The 16641-nt window shown below is 31.2% G+C and carries 19 protein-coding genes; 1 reads left to right on the top strand and 18 read right to left on the bottom strand.

Annotated elements, in window-relative coordinates:
- Positions 1–12 precede the first annotated feature (12 nt).
- From QWZ06_RS05175 to wecB, 9 genes are all read right to left on the bottom strand, one after another.
- Positions 13–1146, bottom strand: a complete 1134-nt coding sequence (locus QWZ06_RS05175; protein WP_290296188.1) for an aminotransferase class I/II-fold pyridoxal phosphate-dependent enzyme — start codon at positions 1144–1146, stop codon at positions 13–15.
- 34 nt (positions 1147–1180) lie between these two features.
- On the bottom strand, positions 1181–1822 hold the full coding sequence (locus QWZ06_RS05170) for an HAD family hydrolase (protein ID WP_290296186.1): 642 nt from the start codon (positions 1820–1822) through the stop codon (positions 1181–1183).
- Entirely contained in the window at positions 1812–2780 is a 969-nt protein-coding gene (locus QWZ06_RS05165; protein ID WP_290296184.1) for an ATP-grasp domain-containing protein, read from the bottom strand. Before QWZ06_RS05165 ends, QWZ06_RS05170 begins: the two co-directional genes overlap by 11 nt.
- Positions 2781–2937: 157 nt before the next feature.
- The gene (locus QWZ06_RS05160; protein ID WP_290296183.1) at positions 2938–3612 is read right to left on the bottom strand and encodes a PIG-L deacetylase family protein; all 675 of its coding nucleotides are present in this window, start codon (positions 3610–3612) and stop codon (positions 2938–2940) included.
- Complete coding sequence (locus QWZ06_RS05155; protein WP_290296180.1) at positions 3609–4568, bottom strand: formyltransferase family protein; 960 nt, start codon at positions 4566–4568, stop codon at positions 3609–3611. The genes QWZ06_RS05160 and QWZ06_RS05155 overlap by 4 nt, the downstream gene beginning before the upstream one ends.
- Positions 4561–5145 (bottom strand): sugar transferase, encoded by a 585-nt coding sequence (locus tag QWZ06_RS05150; RefSeq protein ID WP_290296179.1) that lies wholly within the window; start codon positions 5143–5145, stop codon positions 4561–4563. The genes QWZ06_RS05155 and QWZ06_RS05150 overlap by 8 nt, the downstream gene beginning before the upstream one ends.
- 166 nt (positions 5146–5311) lie before the next feature.
- Positions 5312–5533: a hypothetical protein gene (locus tag QWZ06_RS05145; protein WP_290296177.1), complete on the bottom strand. Its 222-nt coding sequence runs from the start codon at positions 5531–5533 to the stop codon at positions 5312–5314.
- A complete protein-coding gene (locus QWZ06_RS05140; RefSeq protein ID WP_290296175.1) occupies positions 5515–6516 on the bottom strand; it encodes a glycosyltransferase family 4 protein in 1002 nt (333 codons plus the stop codon). The genes QWZ06_RS05145 and QWZ06_RS05140 overlap by 19 nt, the downstream gene beginning before the upstream one ends.
- Before the next feature lies 1 nt (position 6517).
- The gene (wecB, locus tag QWZ06_RS05135) at positions 6518–7654 is read right to left on the bottom strand and encodes a non-hydrolyzing UDP-N-acetylglucosamine 2-epimerase (protein ID WP_290296173.1); all 1137 of its coding nucleotides are present in this window, start codon (positions 7652–7654) and stop codon (positions 6518–6520) included.
- 60 nt (positions 7655–7714) lie between these two features.
- Here wecB and QWZ06_RS05130 point away from each other — a divergent pair, with 60 nt between their 5' ends.
- Positions 7715–8860 (top strand): glycosyl hydrolase family 28-related protein, encoded by a 1146-nt coding sequence (locus QWZ06_RS05130; RefSeq protein ID WP_290296172.1) that lies wholly within the window; start codon positions 7715–7717, stop codon positions 8858–8860.
- Between the two features lie 3 nt (positions 8861–8863).
- Here the strand turns inward: QWZ06_RS05130 and QWZ06_RS05125 are convergent, their stop codons facing one another.
- From QWZ06_RS05125 to QWZ06_RS05085, 9 genes are read right to left on the bottom strand one after another with little or no spacing between them, the layout of a single operon-like run.
- Positions 8864–9982 carry a polysaccharide biosynthesis C-terminal domain-containing protein gene (locus QWZ06_RS05125; protein WP_290296170.1) on the bottom strand — a complete coding sequence of 373 codons (1119 nt, stop codon included), beginning with the start codon at positions 9980–9982 and terminating at the stop codon, positions 8864–8866.
- 1 nt (position 9983) lies between these two features.
- Positions 9984–10406 (bottom strand): WxcM-like domain-containing protein, encoded by a 423-nt coding sequence (locus QWZ06_RS05120; protein ID WP_290296168.1) that lies wholly within the window; start codon positions 10404–10406, stop codon positions 9984–9986.
- A gap of 8 nt (positions 10407–10414) precedes the next feature.
- On the bottom strand, positions 10415–11449 hold the full coding sequence (locus QWZ06_RS05115; RefSeq protein ID WP_290296166.1) for a polysaccharide biosynthesis protein: 1035 nt from the start codon (positions 11447–11449) through the stop codon (positions 10415–10417).
- The gene (locus QWZ06_RS05110) at positions 11439–12215 is read right to left on the bottom strand and encodes an AglZ/HisF2 family acetamidino modification protein (protein WP_290296164.1); all 777 of its coding nucleotides are present in this window, start codon (positions 12213–12215) and stop codon (positions 11439–11441) included. Before QWZ06_RS05110 ends, QWZ06_RS05115 begins: the two co-directional genes overlap by 11 nt.
- A 4-nt stretch (positions 12216–12219) precedes the next feature.
- A complete protein-coding gene (gene hisH / locus QWZ06_RS05105; RefSeq protein ID WP_290296163.1) occupies positions 12220–12834 on the bottom strand; it encodes an imidazole glycerol phosphate synthase subunit HisH in 615 nt (204 codons plus the stop codon).
- On the bottom strand, positions 12831–13967 hold the full coding sequence (locus QWZ06_RS05100; protein WP_290296161.1) for an N-acetyl sugar amidotransferase: 1137 nt from the start codon (positions 13965–13967) through the stop codon (positions 12831–12833). The genes hisH and QWZ06_RS05100 overlap by 4 nt, the downstream gene beginning before the upstream one ends.
- 32 nt (positions 13968–13999) lie before the next feature.
- The gene (locus QWZ06_RS05095) at positions 14000–14740 is read right to left on the bottom strand and encodes a glycosyltransferase (RefSeq protein WP_290296159.1); all 741 of its coding nucleotides are present in this window, start codon (positions 14738–14740) and stop codon (positions 14000–14002) included.
- Positions 14741–14748: 8 nt separating this feature from the next.
- Positions 14749–15576, bottom strand: a complete 828-nt coding sequence (locus tag QWZ06_RS05090) for a glycosyltransferase (protein ID WP_290296158.1) — start codon at positions 15574–15576, stop codon at positions 14749–14751.
- 1 nt (position 15577) lies between these two features.
- Complete coding sequence (locus QWZ06_RS05085; protein WP_290296156.1) at positions 15578–16618, bottom strand: EpsG family protein; 1041 nt, start codon at positions 16616–16618, stop codon at positions 15578–15580.
- Positions 16619–16641 lie beyond the last annotated feature (23 nt).

Here is a 16641-nt window from a genome sequence, read left to right as displayed (position 1 = left end):
TATATCAAAAAATTAAGATCCAAAGTATGCTCTGATCACTTTTGATATTCTGTCTCGATCTTCATCTGATAAGTTAGATCCTGATGGTAAGCACAATCCATTATCAAATAGTTTTTCAGAAATATTTGTCCCATAATATGGTGCATTTTCAAAGACAGGTTGTAAATGCATTGGTTTCCAAAGTGGTCTGGATTCAATATTATCTTCAAGGAATGCTAACCGTAAACTTTCTCTATCTTTTCCTGTTTCAGGATCAATGATCACTGCAGACAGCCAATGATTAGAATAGAAGTCATCTCCAGGTTCTGAAAATACAGTTACTCCTTGAATGTCCTTAAAAATTTCAACATAAAATTCATGCATATCTCTGCGTGACTGTACTCTATCTTTAAGAACTTCCATCTGTCCACGCCCAATACCTGCAACAATATTACTCATTCTATAATTGAATCCGATATGAGAATGCTGATAGTGAGGAGCGTTATCTCTAGCCTGAGTGGATAGAAAAACAGCTTTATCTTTATCTTCCTGACTATGGCAAACTAAAGCTCCTCCTCCTGAAGTTGTAATAATTTTATTCCCATTAAAACTTAGAATTCCAAAACGCCCGAATGTTCCACAAGCTTTTCCTTTATAAGTAGATCCCAAGGCTTCTGCGGCATCTTCAATAATAGGGATCTGATATTTCTCTGCAATAGCAATAATTTCATCCATTTTTGCGGGCATTCCATATAAATGAACAACAATAATTGCTTTAGGTTTTTTACCTTTTTGAATTCTATCTTCAATTGCATCTTTCAATGCACTTGGACACATATTCCATGTATCAGATTCGCTGTCTATAAAAACAGGAGTTGCTCCACAATATGCAATAGGATTAGCTGAGGCGGAAAATGTCATCGATTGACAAATCACATCATCTCCATGTTGTACACCACATTCAATAAGTGCCAAATGAAGAGCTGCTGTTCCTGCAGAAAGGACTGCTATTTTCGAATTTTCACCTAAAAACTGTTCAAGGTCGCTTTCAAACCCATTAACATTTGGTCCAAGGGGTGCCACCCAATTTTCTTCGAATGCTTCGTTGATATATTTTAATTCATTGCCTCCCATATGTGGAGAGGATAACCATATTTTTTGTGACATTGTATGCTTTATTTAATTAAAACTAAGATTAATATTAGTTTATATAATTTATTATTTCTTTTAAATTATTTACAATAAATTGAGGCTTATGTTCTGCTGACCAATCAAAGTCCTGCTTATGGATATTTCTGCCTGCATCTTTCAATGCAATGGTAATCCAGCCTAATTTGTTTGGAGTAACAAAATCTTTTTTAGTATTATCACCAATATAAAAATATTGATAATTTTTATCATCCATAAAAATTTCAAAGTTTTTATGATCTGGTTTCATACTTCCGAATTCTTCAGAAATGATAATTTTATCAAAGAGACCTTCTATATCCAAAGCTTTCAATTTATTTCTTTGAGTAACTGATCTTCCATCTGAAATTAGTCCTAATTTATAGGTATTTTGGCTAATATAATCTAAAACTTCTCGCACATCATCTCCCATTTTAATCATAGGAAAATGATTGCGATAAATATCTAATAGTTTTATTTTGTCGTGGGAATATTTCTCCTCCAACATTCCAAAAACGTCTTTATTTTCATGATACCAGCTCATCATATCTTGATATAAATTCTCTTTGTTATTGAGATCAAGTAAATTGGCTATTTCATAATATGCAGACTCAAGATAATCAATCTCATACATTAATGTATCATCAAGATCAAATATAATGTATTTACCCTTCATAATTTCTAACTAAAACTTCATCATCGTAGCGCAACATTAATAAGTTCTCTTCCCAATCATTAAAATAAGGAATATCATTATTCAAAATATATTCTTTAATCAGCCATTCAGGATAATTGGCTCCAGCAAGATAACTTAACGGATATCCACCACCGAATCGCGGATTAATTTCAATCCCTACAATTCTTTTCTCTTCCGGATGTAAAAAAAACTGCATAGTTAAGCATCCTACAGCACCATCTATATGAGAAAGATTTTTATTTACATAGCCTACAATCTCATTTTTCTTGGTAACCCCTTTATTGACTTCACCGGCTCTTACAAAAATACGTTTACGAGGTACAACACATTTAAGATCTCCATTTGTATTGTAATAAGTATCAACTGTAAATTCCTCATAAATCTCATGATCCATGTATTCCATAAACATCAGTTTAGGATTCTGAAAGTGATAATCCGTAAGATCAGAAGCCTGTCTTATTAAAAACGTATCAGCACTCAACGAGCCATCATAAGGTTTTATAAATAATGGAAAGGTTAAATTATCTTTATCCATTTTTTTAGGAATATCAATATTATTTTCCACAAAAAACTCATTAATAATTCGTTTATCTCTACACTTTTTCACAAAATCCAATGATGAAACTACAGGAATAATTCCATTCTGAAGAAAAAGATCTTTATTTTCCGCCAATACTAAAAGTTCAGTATCAATAGTAGGAACAATCATCTTAATATTTCTTTTCTTACAGATTTCCAATAATTCAGAAATATAACCAGAAGCTGTAACCCGGTCAATTTTGTCAAATCCATCTGAAACATGACAAGCAGGAGCCAGAACAGGGTTTAGATCTACTGTAAAGACCTTTGCACTTGGGTCTATTTTTTTAAGTTCTTTTTGGAATGCTCGAACCAAAGATACTCTTTGACCAGCAGAACTTATAAGTATATTATTCATTTGCTTTTTTGTGTAAATATTTCCATCACTATTGATGTTGAAAATTCATCGTTATATAATTTTTTACCAGGTATTACCTTGCTACAAAAATAAATTTATAGAATGTTATATTATTTCAACACAGCTATTCAGCTCGTGCTATTTCATGACGATCATTTTATAGAACCAACTGTCTTTCAACAGAAAACGCTTCTGCTCTTTCAACTCCTACTGTAGATCCTCTGTACATTGCCAGAGCCTCAAAAGTCTCTACTGAACGAGAATGTGGAAAATGCTTGATTTGTGAAGTAAAAAACTTCATAGCTTCTGCTTTTTTAGAGAAAACATCAGTTACATCTATGAAATGATTAGGTACAAAAGGCTTTTCCTGCATTGGAGTCCATTCCGTTTCTGAGAGTGTCTCATAGCAATAAATATTTGAAATTTTATCGGATCCTTGTGGTCTTGCAGCCACTAAAGACGCTCGATAAATTGCTTTATGATCTTGATGAATATCTCCAGGATGAGGAAGATATAAATGAGTAGGTTTAATTCTCTGAAATACTTTAGCGATTTCCAAAGAAATTTTAAATTCAGGGAATGCATTAAGCGCAGGTGCAGGGAAATCAAGAAAAACGGTTTCCTTTACTCCTAAAAACTGATGTGCAGCAACAGCTTCTGCCCGAACATTTTCAACTTGTGACATAGGGAAAAGTTCAGGAGCACCTTCTGAGGCATTGGTTGCAACAATTATTGTTACTTCATCTCCAGATTTGATATGCTTTGCAATGGTTGCTCCACATCCAATTATTTCATCATCAGGATGTGGTGCTACTACAACTACTCTGTTCATCTTTTATTTTTTAAAATGTTTTTTATTTTATAAATTTCATCTTCAATATTATACCCCAATTTATCTCCTACATTAATAGTAATATCTATTCCTTCTTCAAATGTATAGTCTTCAATCCATAGGAGGCCGTTTCCTGTTTGAATGAGAAGCTTTCCGTTTTCATCCTTTAATAAAACCCTGCCAATCACTCCCTTGAACTGAATTTCTTTTTCTCTTCTAGATGTCCAGATAGTTATTTTTTCATCTTTACAATAAGTATAGGCACCTGGGTGTGGGCTGGATGCAGCTTTAATTAGTCGATTGATGTAATCTGCATTATCATTCCAATTGATTAAGCCGTCCTCTTCTTTTCTTACCCCATAATAAGATGCCAGATATTCAGATTGAGGTATAGGATTCCATAATTCTTCCTTCAATTCTGGCAGCCATTGGTCTAATGCAATATCGATATGGTTTAATATTTTTGCTTCTACACTTTGAGCATCATCATTTTCTTCTACTTTAAATACTGATTGAGCAAAAATTGGTCCATCATCAGCCCCTTTTCCCATCAAGAAAAATGAAGCTGAACCAGAAGTTTGTTCTAATGTAATCCAAGCCATAGGTGCCCTTCCCCTTCCAAATGGGAGTACGGTGGGATGAAAACCTATACATCCTAATTTTGAAATAGCAAACCATTTCTCAGATAATAGTTGTGAAAAGCCTACAGCAAAAATAATATCCGGAGCTAGTTCAGAAGCCCAAGCCAGATTTTCTTCATCATTAATTTTTGTAAAACCTTTATAATTGATATTAAATTTTGATGATAATGATGAGAGGTCTGCCCATCCAGAAACTTTCTCTTTATTTTTGGGTTCATGTCCCAAAACCCCCACAACATCTAAGTTATGTTCAACTAATTTATGAATAATCCGTGCGGTAGAGTTCACCGCTCCTATTACTAAAATTTTATACATTTGGACGTTTTATATACTTATCTTCTCCATTAAGAAGTATTAAAAAGGTTTTAAATATGATTTTCGTATCTAATAAAAAGCTTTGTTTTTCTACATACTCTCTATCATATTTCCATCTTTCTTCCCATGATAAATGAATATTACCATTTACCTGAGATAATCCTGTGAGTCCAGGTACTACTTCAATACGTTTTCTTCCATCTTCATTAAATTCTGCTAATTGCCTAGGTAAACACGGTCTAGGTCCTACTAATGTCATATCACCTTTAAAAACATTAATAATTTGTGGCAATTCATCTATTTTGAAACGTCTCAGATATTCTCCTATTTTTGTAACATCTGCATCTCCTTTCAATATTTCTCGATCTGCAACCCTTTCCTTATCATACATTGTACGCACTTTGTATATTTTGAAAACTTTTCCCTGATATCCTAATCTTTCCTGAAAGAAAAAAAACTTGCCAGGGCTATCTATTTTAACCAAAATATAAATTATCAAAAATAGAGGGAATAGAAAAATGATAACTGTAAGCGCAATGATAATATCTAAAAATCTCTTTATAAAAGTTTTATACATCTTTCTTTAAAATTTAGATATGTTAAAAAATATACATTTGAATGATCTTATTTCATTCTTCATAAAATTTATTGTATTCAAAATTAAAAATTTCTATTGAATCTTATTGCTGAATTATATATGGAAAAATATGGTAGAAAAGCACATTTCCTTATACAATACATTATTAAGCATTAATTATTCTAGAATAAGACTGATTAACTTGGAATTCTTTTTTTAAAAATTCAAGACTATTTTGTCTGAATGTTTCAAATTGAACATCGTCCATATCCCTAAAGCTATCAATAGCATTAATCATTGCTTTCAGATCATCCGAATAGACTGCCATACCACAGTTATTTCTTACAATATCATCACCGATATCTGTATTTAAATCTGTAGCTGCCAATACCGGCATTTAAATTCTAAATAAGAAAGCAATCTCGAAGGATAATTAGGAATAGTAAAATCTTTGTGTAAAAAAATAAGCCCTATATCACAAGATTGAACTAAAAGGTCATAATCTGCTTTAGGAATGGCTGAAAACAATAAAGCATTTTTAGGTTTAAAGTTATCAAACCAATTTTTCAATTTATCGTATTCTGTTCCGGACCCAGCAATAACGAAAAAGATATTGCTATCATCGGACTTTGCCTGTAATGTTTCTATAAGAAAATCTACTCCTTGAGGTTTTCCTAAATTACCACCATATATAAAAATCTTTTTTTGATCTGGGATTTGGTATTTTTCTCTAATTCTCTTTTTATCTTCCTCCGAAATATCCACTGACGATTGTAGTTTTATAGAATTCGGATTAATTTCTAATTTTTCTTTAGATAAATAAGTATTATGATCTAAAACAAACTTTACATTAGCTTCAGACATACAGCCAATTTTATCAGAAATATTATATAAGTCTTTTTCCTTAGTTCTGAAATAATTGTATAAAATCCCTTTTTTTGATAGCATTTTCATATCTACAGCATTTTGCGGAAAAATGTCTTTGAGAAGTAAATATGTTTTAGCGCGATCTCTTTTTTTGATGTATTTAATAACTCCTGTGAATGTAATAGGAGGAGTAGAGTAAACAACCAGATCAAATTTTACTTTTGAAAAATATTTCTTAACTGCATGTAAAAACAATTTTTCTATGGTCAATGTCGAAATACCTTTTTCAATAAAATTTGTTTTTTGAATATTTAAAGTTTTTACATTTAAAAAGGTTACATTTCCTTCTTTCTTCACATCCGTTTTTTGATTTTCACGTCTTTCAATAGGACTTACAATATAAACGTGATGATTATGATCTGAAAATTCACGCATCAAATCATGATAAATACCCCGCTCCTGCAAGGTATTTATTTTAACTAAGGTAAGAAACAGTATATTCATTCTATCCTTTTCTCCAGACAACTCTGTTAATATAATCTGTATAGCTGATAATAATCCTAACTACTTTTTCGGAAACATTCGGCATTGAATAATCAGCAACTTGTCTATAGTTTCTTTCACTTCCTGTTTTCTGTTGTTGTAGCTGAACAAGCCCTTGTAAAATTCTTTCAGGGGATAATCCAACCATCATTACTGAGGCTTCTTCCATCGCTTCCGGTCTTTCATGAGCTTCTCTAATATTAAGAGCTCTGAAGTTTAAGATTGAAGATTCTTCAGAAATTGTGCCAGAATCTGAGAGTACTGCAAATGAGCGCATCTGAAGAGCGTTATAATCATGAAATCCTAAAGGTTTCAAAAATTGTATTTCAGGACGCATTTCAATCTGCATCTTATCAATCATATTTTTGGTACGTGGATGCGTAGAGACAATTATTGGATATTGATATTTTTCTGCGATAGCATTTAAAGACTCCATTAATCCTTTAAAGTTTTTTTCAGAATTAATGTTTTCTTCGCGGTGAGATGAGATCACAAAATATTTATTTTCTTCCAGATTTAATCTTGATAAAACATCAGAACGTTCTATTTGTGGTAAATAATGATTTAGCACTTCAAACATTGGAGAACCTGTTTTAACAATTCTATCTGCAGGAAGGCCTTCTCTTAGTAAATATTCTCTTGCAATATCAGAATACGTTAAATTAATATCCGAAGTGTGGTCTACAATTTTTCTATTAGTTTCTTCTGGAACTCTTTGATCAAAACATCTGTTTCCGGCTTCCATGTGAAAAATCGGAATCTGACGTTTTTTTGCAGGAATTGCACATAAACAAGAATTTGTATCTCCTAAGACAAGAAAAGCTTCTGGTTTTAATTCTTCGAGGAGAGGATCTATTTTAATTAAAATATTTCCTACTGTTTCTGTAGCAGTTTTTCCTGCTGCTTCAAGAAAATAGTCTGGTTTACGAAGACCTAAATCTTCAAAGAAAATCTGATTAAGTTCATAATCATAATTTTGTCCTGTGTGAACGATGATATGCTCAATAGCTTCAGAACTATCTAAAGCAGATAACACTCTTGATAATCGGATAATCTCTGGTCGTGTTCCTACGACAGTCATTACTTTTAATCTCTTCATTGCATTTTTTTTGCCATTACAAAGATAATTTTTTATATTTAAACTCATTAACGATAAAGTATGAAAAGTTATTTAACATTGTGTTTCCTAACAGTATTTGTTTTTTCATTCGCCCAAAATATAGATATTAAAAATTATGGGGCAAAAGGTGATGGTGTATCTGATGATACGAATGCCTTTACTAAAGCAGTAAACGATATCAACATGAAATATGGAAAACAAAAGAGACATGTAAATCTTTTTATTCCGTCTGGCACCTACATTATTTCAAAACCTATAATCCTCAATAAATTTATTAGTATAACAGGTGAGTTTGTAAATAGTACAATCATAAAAGTTAAGAACCCCAATTCTGAAGCTATCATTTTGGAAAGAAACGGTGATGAGCACATAATAGATGGATATAACTATATTAAAAGCCTGACATTACTAGGTCCTAATTGCGATGATAAAAATGTTTTTGATCCCAAACCTCAGTATACGAACAGCACCAAAAGTACAGGTATAAAAATCTATGGATTAAGAACCAGAGTTGAGGATATTCAAATAGAGGGCTTTGCTAATAATGGAATTGAAATTCTATCTGCATACTATACTTTTATAACGAATTGTTTTATCCGTAATAATGGCATTGGTGTTTTACTTGACAAAGAGTCTACAAGTGTATATCTTACTAAAAGTGAAATGAGATATAATTCTATTGGAATTTATATTACGGGAAGATCATTTGCTAATTTCATCAATAATAATATGATTGAAAATAATCTTGCAGGTTATCTGAGTGCTGATAAAACATCCCAATTATCCAATTTAAAAAGTACAGGAAGAGGCATCGTTATTGATCAGGCATCCAATAATATGATTAATAATAATTATTTTGAAAGACATTATGTAAGTGTATCTGTTAGTAATTCTTATAATAACGTAATCAACAACAATTTTTTTGCTGTAAATGGAGACGGAGATACGGCCAATAAGGATAAATCTCAGACACTATACCAGCTAGTAGGTAGCACAAGCAATAATATGTTTGAAAAAAACGTTACTGTAAGCTCACGTCCTGCAAAAGTTATTGTAAGTGATGATGCTGACCTTTCAAGGAACACCATTGATATGGATCCTGACAGCAACAGAGCCCTAAAAAATGAACTTATGAAAAACAGAAATTCATCCTTTAAGGCTCCTAAAATTGTAGATCAAAAATAATTTTTAAACCTCAAGAAAATAAGTATCAGGATCTTCAGAATTGAAAGGTTCATTGATCCAGAAAATAGTATATAGTTCCTCTTCTCCAATATTTTTAATATTGTGAGTATACCAGATTGGCATATCTACATAAGCCGGTTCTGTTCCATCCAAATAAAAATCCATCACTTCATCGGTATCAATTTTCCTCAATTGAATTAAGGCCTTGCCTTTTATTACCGCAAAACGTTCTATTTTTCTTGTATGATAATGATTACCTCTTGTAATTCCTGAAACTGTTGTTGAAAATGAGCACTGACCACCTATTCCTAATCTGATTACTTCTACAAATGCTCCTCTTGGATCTATATGTTGTGTAAACTTGACAGGATAATGATTTTTGATATCAAAATAACAACGAAAGGTATTAAAAAGATTTAGATCAAATGTAGTTTCCAATACCGGAATTTCTCCATTTTCAAAATAGAGATTCTTATAATTTTCTAATTTTTTAAGAACTTCTGAAACCTTATTGGTTGAAGTATATGGAACTTCATATAATTTTTCAAATGTTTCGCTTTCTATTGTATTGATAATTTCCTCTACAAGTTCTCCTACATAGATCAGGTTCACCTCACCATCATGATCAACAACAGGGTATTCCCCATGAGTAAGTTTATAGCAAAAAGTTGCGATGAATGAATTATAATTTGGCTTTCCAAAAGGGCCAAAAACATTTGGAATTACTAATCCTGTAAAGTGACCTTTAGATTTTTCTGCCCATGCAGCAAAAAGCTCTCTTCCTTCTTTTTTGGATCTGCCGTATAAATTATCTTTTTCTTCTTGTGATGAAGATGAAAACAGCACATGAGCCTTTGATTCTGTTCTTTCTAACGAACTTATTAACCTATTTACTAGGTCAATATTACTATCAAATATTACCTGAGGTTCAGGATGGCGATTGATTGCCGCCAGATGTACAATTACATCACACTGCTTTACAAATTCATCCAACTTTTCAGGATCATCAAAGAAATCTCTTTCAAAATTTATTCTCTCAAACTGATCTGGCTTTAAGCCTAATGTATTATATAAATGAGATCCTACGAACCCATTTTGACCTGTAATTCCTATTTTTTTCATCTTATAAATTTTCAAAATAATCAATAGGGAAACGATAGCTATCATCTATTTCACCTAAAGAATAGTCTGCCATTACCAATAATTTTGATTTTTCTTCTTTGGTTTGGATTGCGCTTACATACCCTTGAGGGATATGTAAAATAGTTAAATCTCCGGAGCTTAATTCAAATTCCAGAATTTCGGACTTTCTATAAGGAGTTTTCCAATTATCAATATATATCAATTTGATCATAAACTTTCCTTGTATTGCTGAAAGCCAGCGTTGTTCAACTTTATGTCCAATCCAACCTCTTATGGATTCAGTATCTATATCTTCAATATAATATAACCTTTTAACTTCAGAAGCATCAAAGGTATTATTGAAAATAAGCCTTCCTCTTTCATCAGAAAATTGCCCTCCTTTAAAAATTTCCGGGACTTTCATTGTAATTCTTAATCAGGATATTGCATTACATCTTCTCCTAAAACTTCTTTTCTAATCAAGGGAAGTTTTAATAGAAGATTTTTCATTCCTTCTACATCCTGTTGCTGCGTGTTATGAGAATGATAATCTTCAATTTTTGATACATCTTCTATCCCCTCAGAAAAATATTGAGCATAGTTGAGATCTCTATTATCTGCAGGAATTCTATAGAAATCTCCCATATCTTCTGCTTTGATCATTTCTTCACGAGTACATAGTGTTTCATATAATTTTTCACCATGTCTTGTTCCAATAATTTTTATAGGATTGTCTGCCTTCAACATTTCTTTCAACGCCTGTGCTAGGTCTCCTATAGTTCCAGCAGGAGCTTTATTCACGAATAGATCTCCAGGATTTCCATGTTCAAATGCAAACAAAACTAAATCAACGGCCTCTTCTAATGACATTAGGAAGCGGGTCATATTAGGATCCGTAATGGTTATCTCTCCTCCGTTTTTAATCTGTTTTATGAATAAAGGAATCACAGATCCTCTTGATGCCATTACGTTGCCATATCTGGTAAGACATACAACCGTATCTTCTAAGTTTCTGGAAGCTGCTACGGCAACTTTTTCCATCATTGCTTTAGAAATTCCCATAGCATTGATAGGATAAGCAGCTTTATCAGTACTCAAACATATTACTTTTTGCACTTTGTTTTTTGCGGCAGCCTCAATGACATTCTGTGTTCCTTCAACATTTGTTTTTACTGCTTGCATAGGAAAAAACTCACAAGAAGGCACTTGTTTTAATGCTGCAGCATGAAAAACATAATCGACCCCTCTCATAGCGGGTTCTATACTATTAAAATCTCTTACATCTCCAATATAAAATTTCAATTTATTATTTTTAAACTGATTTCTCATATCATCCTGTTTTTTCTCATCTCTAGAAAAAATACGGATTTCTTTAAAATGATCTGTTTCTATAAATTTTCTCAATACTGCGGTTCCGAAAGATCCCGTACCACCTGTAATTAAAAGTGTTTTATTCTTAATTTGCATAATCTATATTATAAAGAGTATTTTTTGTTTCTGCATCTGGATAATTAATTAAAACTGCATTATATCTTCCTTTAAAGACAAATAGACTCCCTGCAGCTGCACCTATTATTCCAAAATGCTTAAAAAGTTGTTTTATATCTTCTAAGGAGCCTGCTCCTCCTAAAACAGTTAAAGGTTTTGAGATCTGCTTACTTACTTTTTCAATAAGATTAAAATCATATCCTTTTCCTGTACCATCATTATCTATATGATTGATTACAATTTCACCTACCCCATTCTTCTCAAGCATAGCCAATATAGATAAAAGATTGTCTTTTACTTGAGTTTTTCCATTATTAATAAATACATCATAGCCTCCCCATAAGTTTTTTTTAATATCTAAAACGGCTACTACACTTTGGGCTCCTACTTTTTCAGAAATAGTTTCTATTATATTGGGTACTTGAAATATTGCACTGCTTAAAGCAATTTTCTCAATACCTAAATTAAAAATCTTCTGTGCTTGTGCTGCATTTTTTATTCCACCTCCATAGCAAACAGGCATCCTAGATTGTGCGGCTATTTGTTCAATAAGGTTGTAATTAGGTTCAATATTATTTCTAGTGGCACCTATATCAAATATAGACAGTTCATCAACTTTTTTTTCATTGAAAATTTTCACTGTATTTATAGGATCGCCTATATATTGTGGATTTTTAAATTTTTTTGTTTTAATTAGCTCATCCTCTTGCAATAATAAGCTTACTATAATTCTGGGCTGTAGCATATTATTATAATTTTGCGAAATTTTTTAAAAAATTTTCCCCTGCAATATGACTCTTTTCTGGATGGCATTGTATTCCATATATATTTTCTTCGTGAATAATACTTGCAAAATCTTCTCCATAATGAGTTAATCCATAACAATTTTTATCATTTTCAACTTCAAAATAATAGGAATGTAAGAAATAGAAAAGTTCTTCTTCCTGCATATCCTTAAAAATTACATGATCTTTGATGGATTTTACTGTATTCCATCCCATGTGGGGTAATTTTGATCTATGATTAATTTTTGAAGTATCAATTTTCTTTACTTTACCTCTAATCCAATCCAATCCCTCAGATTTTCCTTCTTCACTTGACTTGGCCATCATCTGCATTCCTACACATATACCAAGCACATTTTTTTTTTCATTCAAGACAAGCTCATCCAGTCTTTCCCGCATTCCGGAAGCATTTAACATTTGCATAGCATAATCAAATGAACCTACTCCTGGTAGAATAAGATTATTTACATGATCTAAATCTCGAAAATGGGTCGCAATATTGGTTGGAATTCCATGCTTTTTATAAATATTTATAAATGCATTTATATTACCTACTCCATAATTTATAACTGTAATCATCTGAACAGTCTTCTTTCTAGTTTTAAAAATCTTGTCATTTCTATCCCTAAACTTATCAGCTTGCGTTTAGATTTAAAATCGTTTAAGGTTCTATTAGGCTTATTAAAAATATTTTTAAATTCCTCAATCTCAAAACCTAGCTTTTGTGCAACGAAATCAAATTCATTTCTAATTGACTGATCATCGATCTCTGGTATAGAAATTCTGTTCAAAGCTTCTTCTCTTGACATCTGTCCTGTTAAAATAAGGCTTGAAAAATGAGCTCTCCTTTTTTGGTAGCCAAACTTCTGAGGAAGCCAAAAATCCTCATAAAAGCTGGTAAAACGAGATTCATGATGCTTGTGCTGAAACGGCTGCCAGTCAAATTTTTCATTTAACAATTTTTCTGCATCATTCTTTACATATTCAACATAATTAAGAGGATGAAATACCTTCATTCCTAAAATAAACCGATAGAATATTTTGTACATCAAAATATCTATGATTGGGAAGCTTTTCAATTTTTTATTACCATATTTAGCATGAATATCATTAATTAAAACGGAATCAATGCCTGGGTATGCACCCCACTCTTCAGGTTCTCTACAACATTCAGTGCTATAATTAGATCCTGTTAAAATGTATTTAATATTATTCTTTCTTGCAAACTTATATAAGCTTGAAAAAAAAGCCACATCTTGTGGCATATCTACATCTGGTACCTGAGCATGGAAAAAAGATCTTTGAAGATCTTTCATTTCTCCCCAATTGATAACATCTGTATATAGCTCTAAATTCAAACCATTAACAAGTTTTTCTATATTACTTACAGCCTGATGTGTATTCCATCCAGCGTCTACATGATACAAAAGAGGTCTAAGCCCCATTTTTTCTTTGGCAATATAAGCAGTATAGGAACTATCTAATCCTCCGCTTAAACCTATAATACAGTCAAAATCTTTATTAGAGTTAGTTTTCTTGATTTTTGCTGCGATTTCATTTAGGTCATTTTCTCTCCCTTTTCCATAATTCCAAACAGGCAATATATTTTCAATGAAATTTGTATAATAGTCACTTTCTCCAGCTTCATTGAAAATGATACCCGAATCAGACGTGTCCATAATAGTTTTAGTACAAATTTGATATTTCCTCATTTATGTTTTGTGTGTTTTTAAGGTCAAAATAATTATAAATTCTTCTTCCTCTTATTCAGCTCAATATAAGATTTTAAAAAGATATATCTGGAATTTATTTTTTTAACAATTGATCTTTTTGATGTTGTTGCATTGGCATTATGAATTCTATGCAAAATACTATTTTCTTCAATATGTAAATTAGATTTTATAATGTTTGATGCCATCCCAATCCATAGATCATGCGCCTCAATATAGTCCGGAAATGGAAGTATAACTTTCAAAAAGTCTCTTCTGAATCCCATTGCACATCCAAAATAAGGGATATTGCCTAAGAAAATACGAACAATATTTTCAAAATATTTATTGGATGCATTTTTATCTAATTTATAAATTTTGTCATTATTAATATTATAATCATTATCAAAACATATAAAACTTGAAGAAACTAATTGTACATTATTTTTATCTAAATACTCTTTAAAAAATTTTATTTTATTGGGCATCCAAAGATCATCCTGATCACTCAGAAAAATGAATTCATTTTGTGAAAGTGCTATTGCTCTTTCAAATGATTTTACATGACCCATATTTTTTTCGTTCTCAAAAATCTTAATCTGGGGATGTTGAAATGATTTGATAATATCAACAGTATTGTCCTTGGAAAAATCATTTACAACAATGATTTCATCTCCTTCATTCAGTTGATCAAGAATGGAGATAAGCTGTCCTTGTATATATTTCTCTCCATTATATACTGCCATGCATATTGATACACTATTATTCTTCTCCATTTTTATTCTTAATTACTGATTCCTAATCTGATTTTGAAAAATGCAAATGTTTTATGTCGAAATGTAAGTTTTAAAAGCCTCGGCAGATCTACATAAAAAAACATTTTTGTTTCCTTTCCACTTGATTTTGCATATACCTTAAGATCTCTTACAAATAATCTGTATCTTGAAATGTCTTGTTGCTTGGTATTTTCTAAAAATGAAAAATTCTGGTTAATCTTAACCTGAAGAATTGACATATTTATATTAAAGTGAGAAAGTCTTTCAATGAATTCATGATCACAAAAGTCTAATCTAAGACTTGGATTATATCCTTTATTCATAAAAAAAGTTTCTGTTTTTATCATCATTCCTGTATTGATACAAGAAATTTTTTGTAAAGGAAGTTCTTTTTCAGTGATCTCATCAAATAAAACAGACCTAAAATTAACATATCTACTTGGAGAAACAAGCTTACCCCCAGCATAAATCTTAGGGGCATACAATGGTTGATTCGTCAAGCAACTATTACTATATACCTCGTAGAAATTTAACGGTAATTCTGTATCCTGATCCAGGAATGTTATATAATTAATTCCTTCATTTTTAGCATACTCAGCGATACTGTTATATGCAAAAGAAATTCCCGGATTCGTTTTATTATGTATATAATAAAGCTTGATGTCGTCAAAACTTGGTAGTATTAAATTCCAAGTATCTACGTCTGTATTATCAAATACAAATACATGTATTTTTTCATCCTCTTTTTTATTTTTTCTAAAAGAGTGTAAAAGGGTCTGAAAGGTTTTACATTCCCAAAATATTTCTTTATAAGTGACAATTCCGAATAAGATCATATTAAAGCCAGGATTTATATGGTTTAAGAACATCAGATACATCCACCATATAATAAAGTTGGATTATACAAATAATGATAATAATAATTGGTCCAAAAATTTTAACCTTTGGATGCATTGTTTTTATGATAAGCGGATAAAGAAGAATCTGAATTACACTTAAAAGCTCAAAAGATCTTAATGAAAACGTAACGGCAGATAAACTTAGAGCAAAAAATAAAAATAACGAAATGACGTGAATCTTAAATAACATATCGAAAGTCGCATCATTCTTTATATGCTTTTTATAAACAAAAGCAAAATATACTAAGAAAAATAATGAAATAATAATTCTAAAATTAAATATATTGACTTTTCCCTCATCAAACCATCGCATAATTTCAAGATAAACTGCTACTTTAGGGGATATTAGATCTAACCTTAAGAGGCTTACAATATCTACATTTAAAAGAACAAACAAAGCCGAAATTCCTAAAGCAATATAATAGTACTTAATATCCTTAACAAATTTAATTAATAGAAAAACAATTATAAAAAAAACACTACTGGAATGAAAAACAAAGCATAGTGCAATTTTCAGACATAATGGCCAATATCTTTTTTCAATCATATCCGGGAGCGCCATTAAAAATATTCCGGCAGCTACTCCAGCTCTAATAGTGGTCATTTCCTGAATAAGAAAAAGATTCGTAAAATATATTAATATGGATAATAAATAATAATGAGCATATTTTGAGATGGTAACCATTTTTGTGGTAACACCCAAAAAGGCAAAAACCAAAAAAGAAAAATTTATGATACTCTCTGTATTATAGAAGAGAAGTCTTGAAAATGAAGTTACAAAGTAAATACATGTATCAACACCGAACTCTTTTCTAAATTCAGAAAAGCTTTTGGGGATAAATTCAAAAAAAAACCGATATAAAAGATAATCATTATCAATATCCAATCTGGATCCTGCAAATAGTGTGAGCACTATTATTATTGCAAGCGTTTTGATTGTTCTATTGATAGGCATCCCTCCTAAAAGAGCTATTCCCAAAAAAATTATATAATATATCAACA

The sequence above is a fragment of the Chryseobacterium tructae genome (assembly GCF_030409875.1).
GTDB classification, from domain to species: Bacteria; Bacteroidota; Bacteroidia; order Flavobacteriales; family Weeksellaceae; genus Chryseobacterium; species Chryseobacterium tructae.
This window is presented reverse-complemented; position numbering and strand designations above follow the sequence as displayed.

Coding starts and splice junctions, on each gene's coding strand:
- QWZ06_RS05165 (WP_290296184.1), bottom strand. CDS start 2,780: ATGAATAATATACTTATAAGTTCTGCTGGTCAAAGAGTATCTTTGGTT.
- QWZ06_RS05110 (WP_290296164.1), bottom strand. CDS start 12,215: ATGCTACAGCCCAGAATTATAGTAAGCTTATTATTGCAAGAGGATGAG.
- QWZ06_RS05100 (WP_290296161.1), bottom strand. CDS start 13,967: ATGAGGAAATATCAAATTTGTACTAAAACTATTATGGACACGTCTGAT.
- QWZ06_RS05115 (WP_290296166.1), bottom strand. CDS start 11,449: ATGCAAATTAAGAATAAAACACTTTTAATTACAGGTGGTACGGGATCT.
- QWZ06_RS05175 (WP_290296188.1), bottom strand. CDS start 1,146: ATGTCACAAAAAATATGGTTATCCTCTCCACATATGGGAGGCAATGAA.
- QWZ06_RS05090 (WP_290296158.1), bottom strand. CDS start 15,576: ATGATCTTATTCGGAATTGTCACTTATAAAGAAATATTTTGGGAATGT.
- QWZ06_RS05125 (WP_290296170.1), bottom strand. CDS start 9,982: ATGAAAAAAATAGGAATTACAGGTCAAAATGGGTTCGTAGGATCTCAT.
- QWZ06_RS05140 (WP_290296175.1), bottom strand. CDS start 6,516: ATGAATATACTGTTTCTTACCTTAGTTAAAATAAATACCTTGCAGGAG.
- QWZ06_RS05155 (WP_290296180.1), bottom strand. CDS start 4,568: ATGTATAAAATTTTAGTAATAGGAGCGGTGAACTCTACCGCACGGATT.
- QWZ06_RS05160 (WP_290296183.1), bottom strand. CDS start 3,612: ATGAACAGAGTAGTTGTAGTAGCACCACATCCTGATGATGAAATAATT.
- QWZ06_RS05120 (WP_290296168.1), bottom strand. CDS start 10,406: ATGAAAGTCCCGGAAATTTTTAAAGGAGGGCAATTTTCTGATGAAAGA.
- QWZ06_RS05150 (WP_290296179.1), bottom strand. CDS start 5,145: ATGTATAAAACTTTTATAAAGAGATTTTTAGATATTATCATTGCGCTT.
- wecB (WP_290296173.1), bottom strand. CDS start 7,654: ATGAAGAGATTAAAAGTAATGACTGTCGTAGGAACACGACCAGAGATT.
- hisH (WP_290296163.1), bottom strand. CDS start 12,834: ATGATTACAGTTATAAATTATGGAGTAGGTAATATAAATGCATTTATA.
- QWZ06_RS05095 (WP_290296159.1), bottom strand. CDS start 14,740: ATGGAGAAGAATAATAGTGTATCAATATGCATGGCAGTATATAATGGA.
- QWZ06_RS05170 (WP_290296186.1), bottom strand. CDS start 1,822: ATGAAGGGTAAATACATTATATTTGATCTTGATGATACATTAATGTAT.
- QWZ06_RS05130 (WP_290296172.1), top strand. CDS start 7,715: ATGAAAAGTTATTTAACATTGTGTTTCCTAACAGTATTTGTTTTTTCA.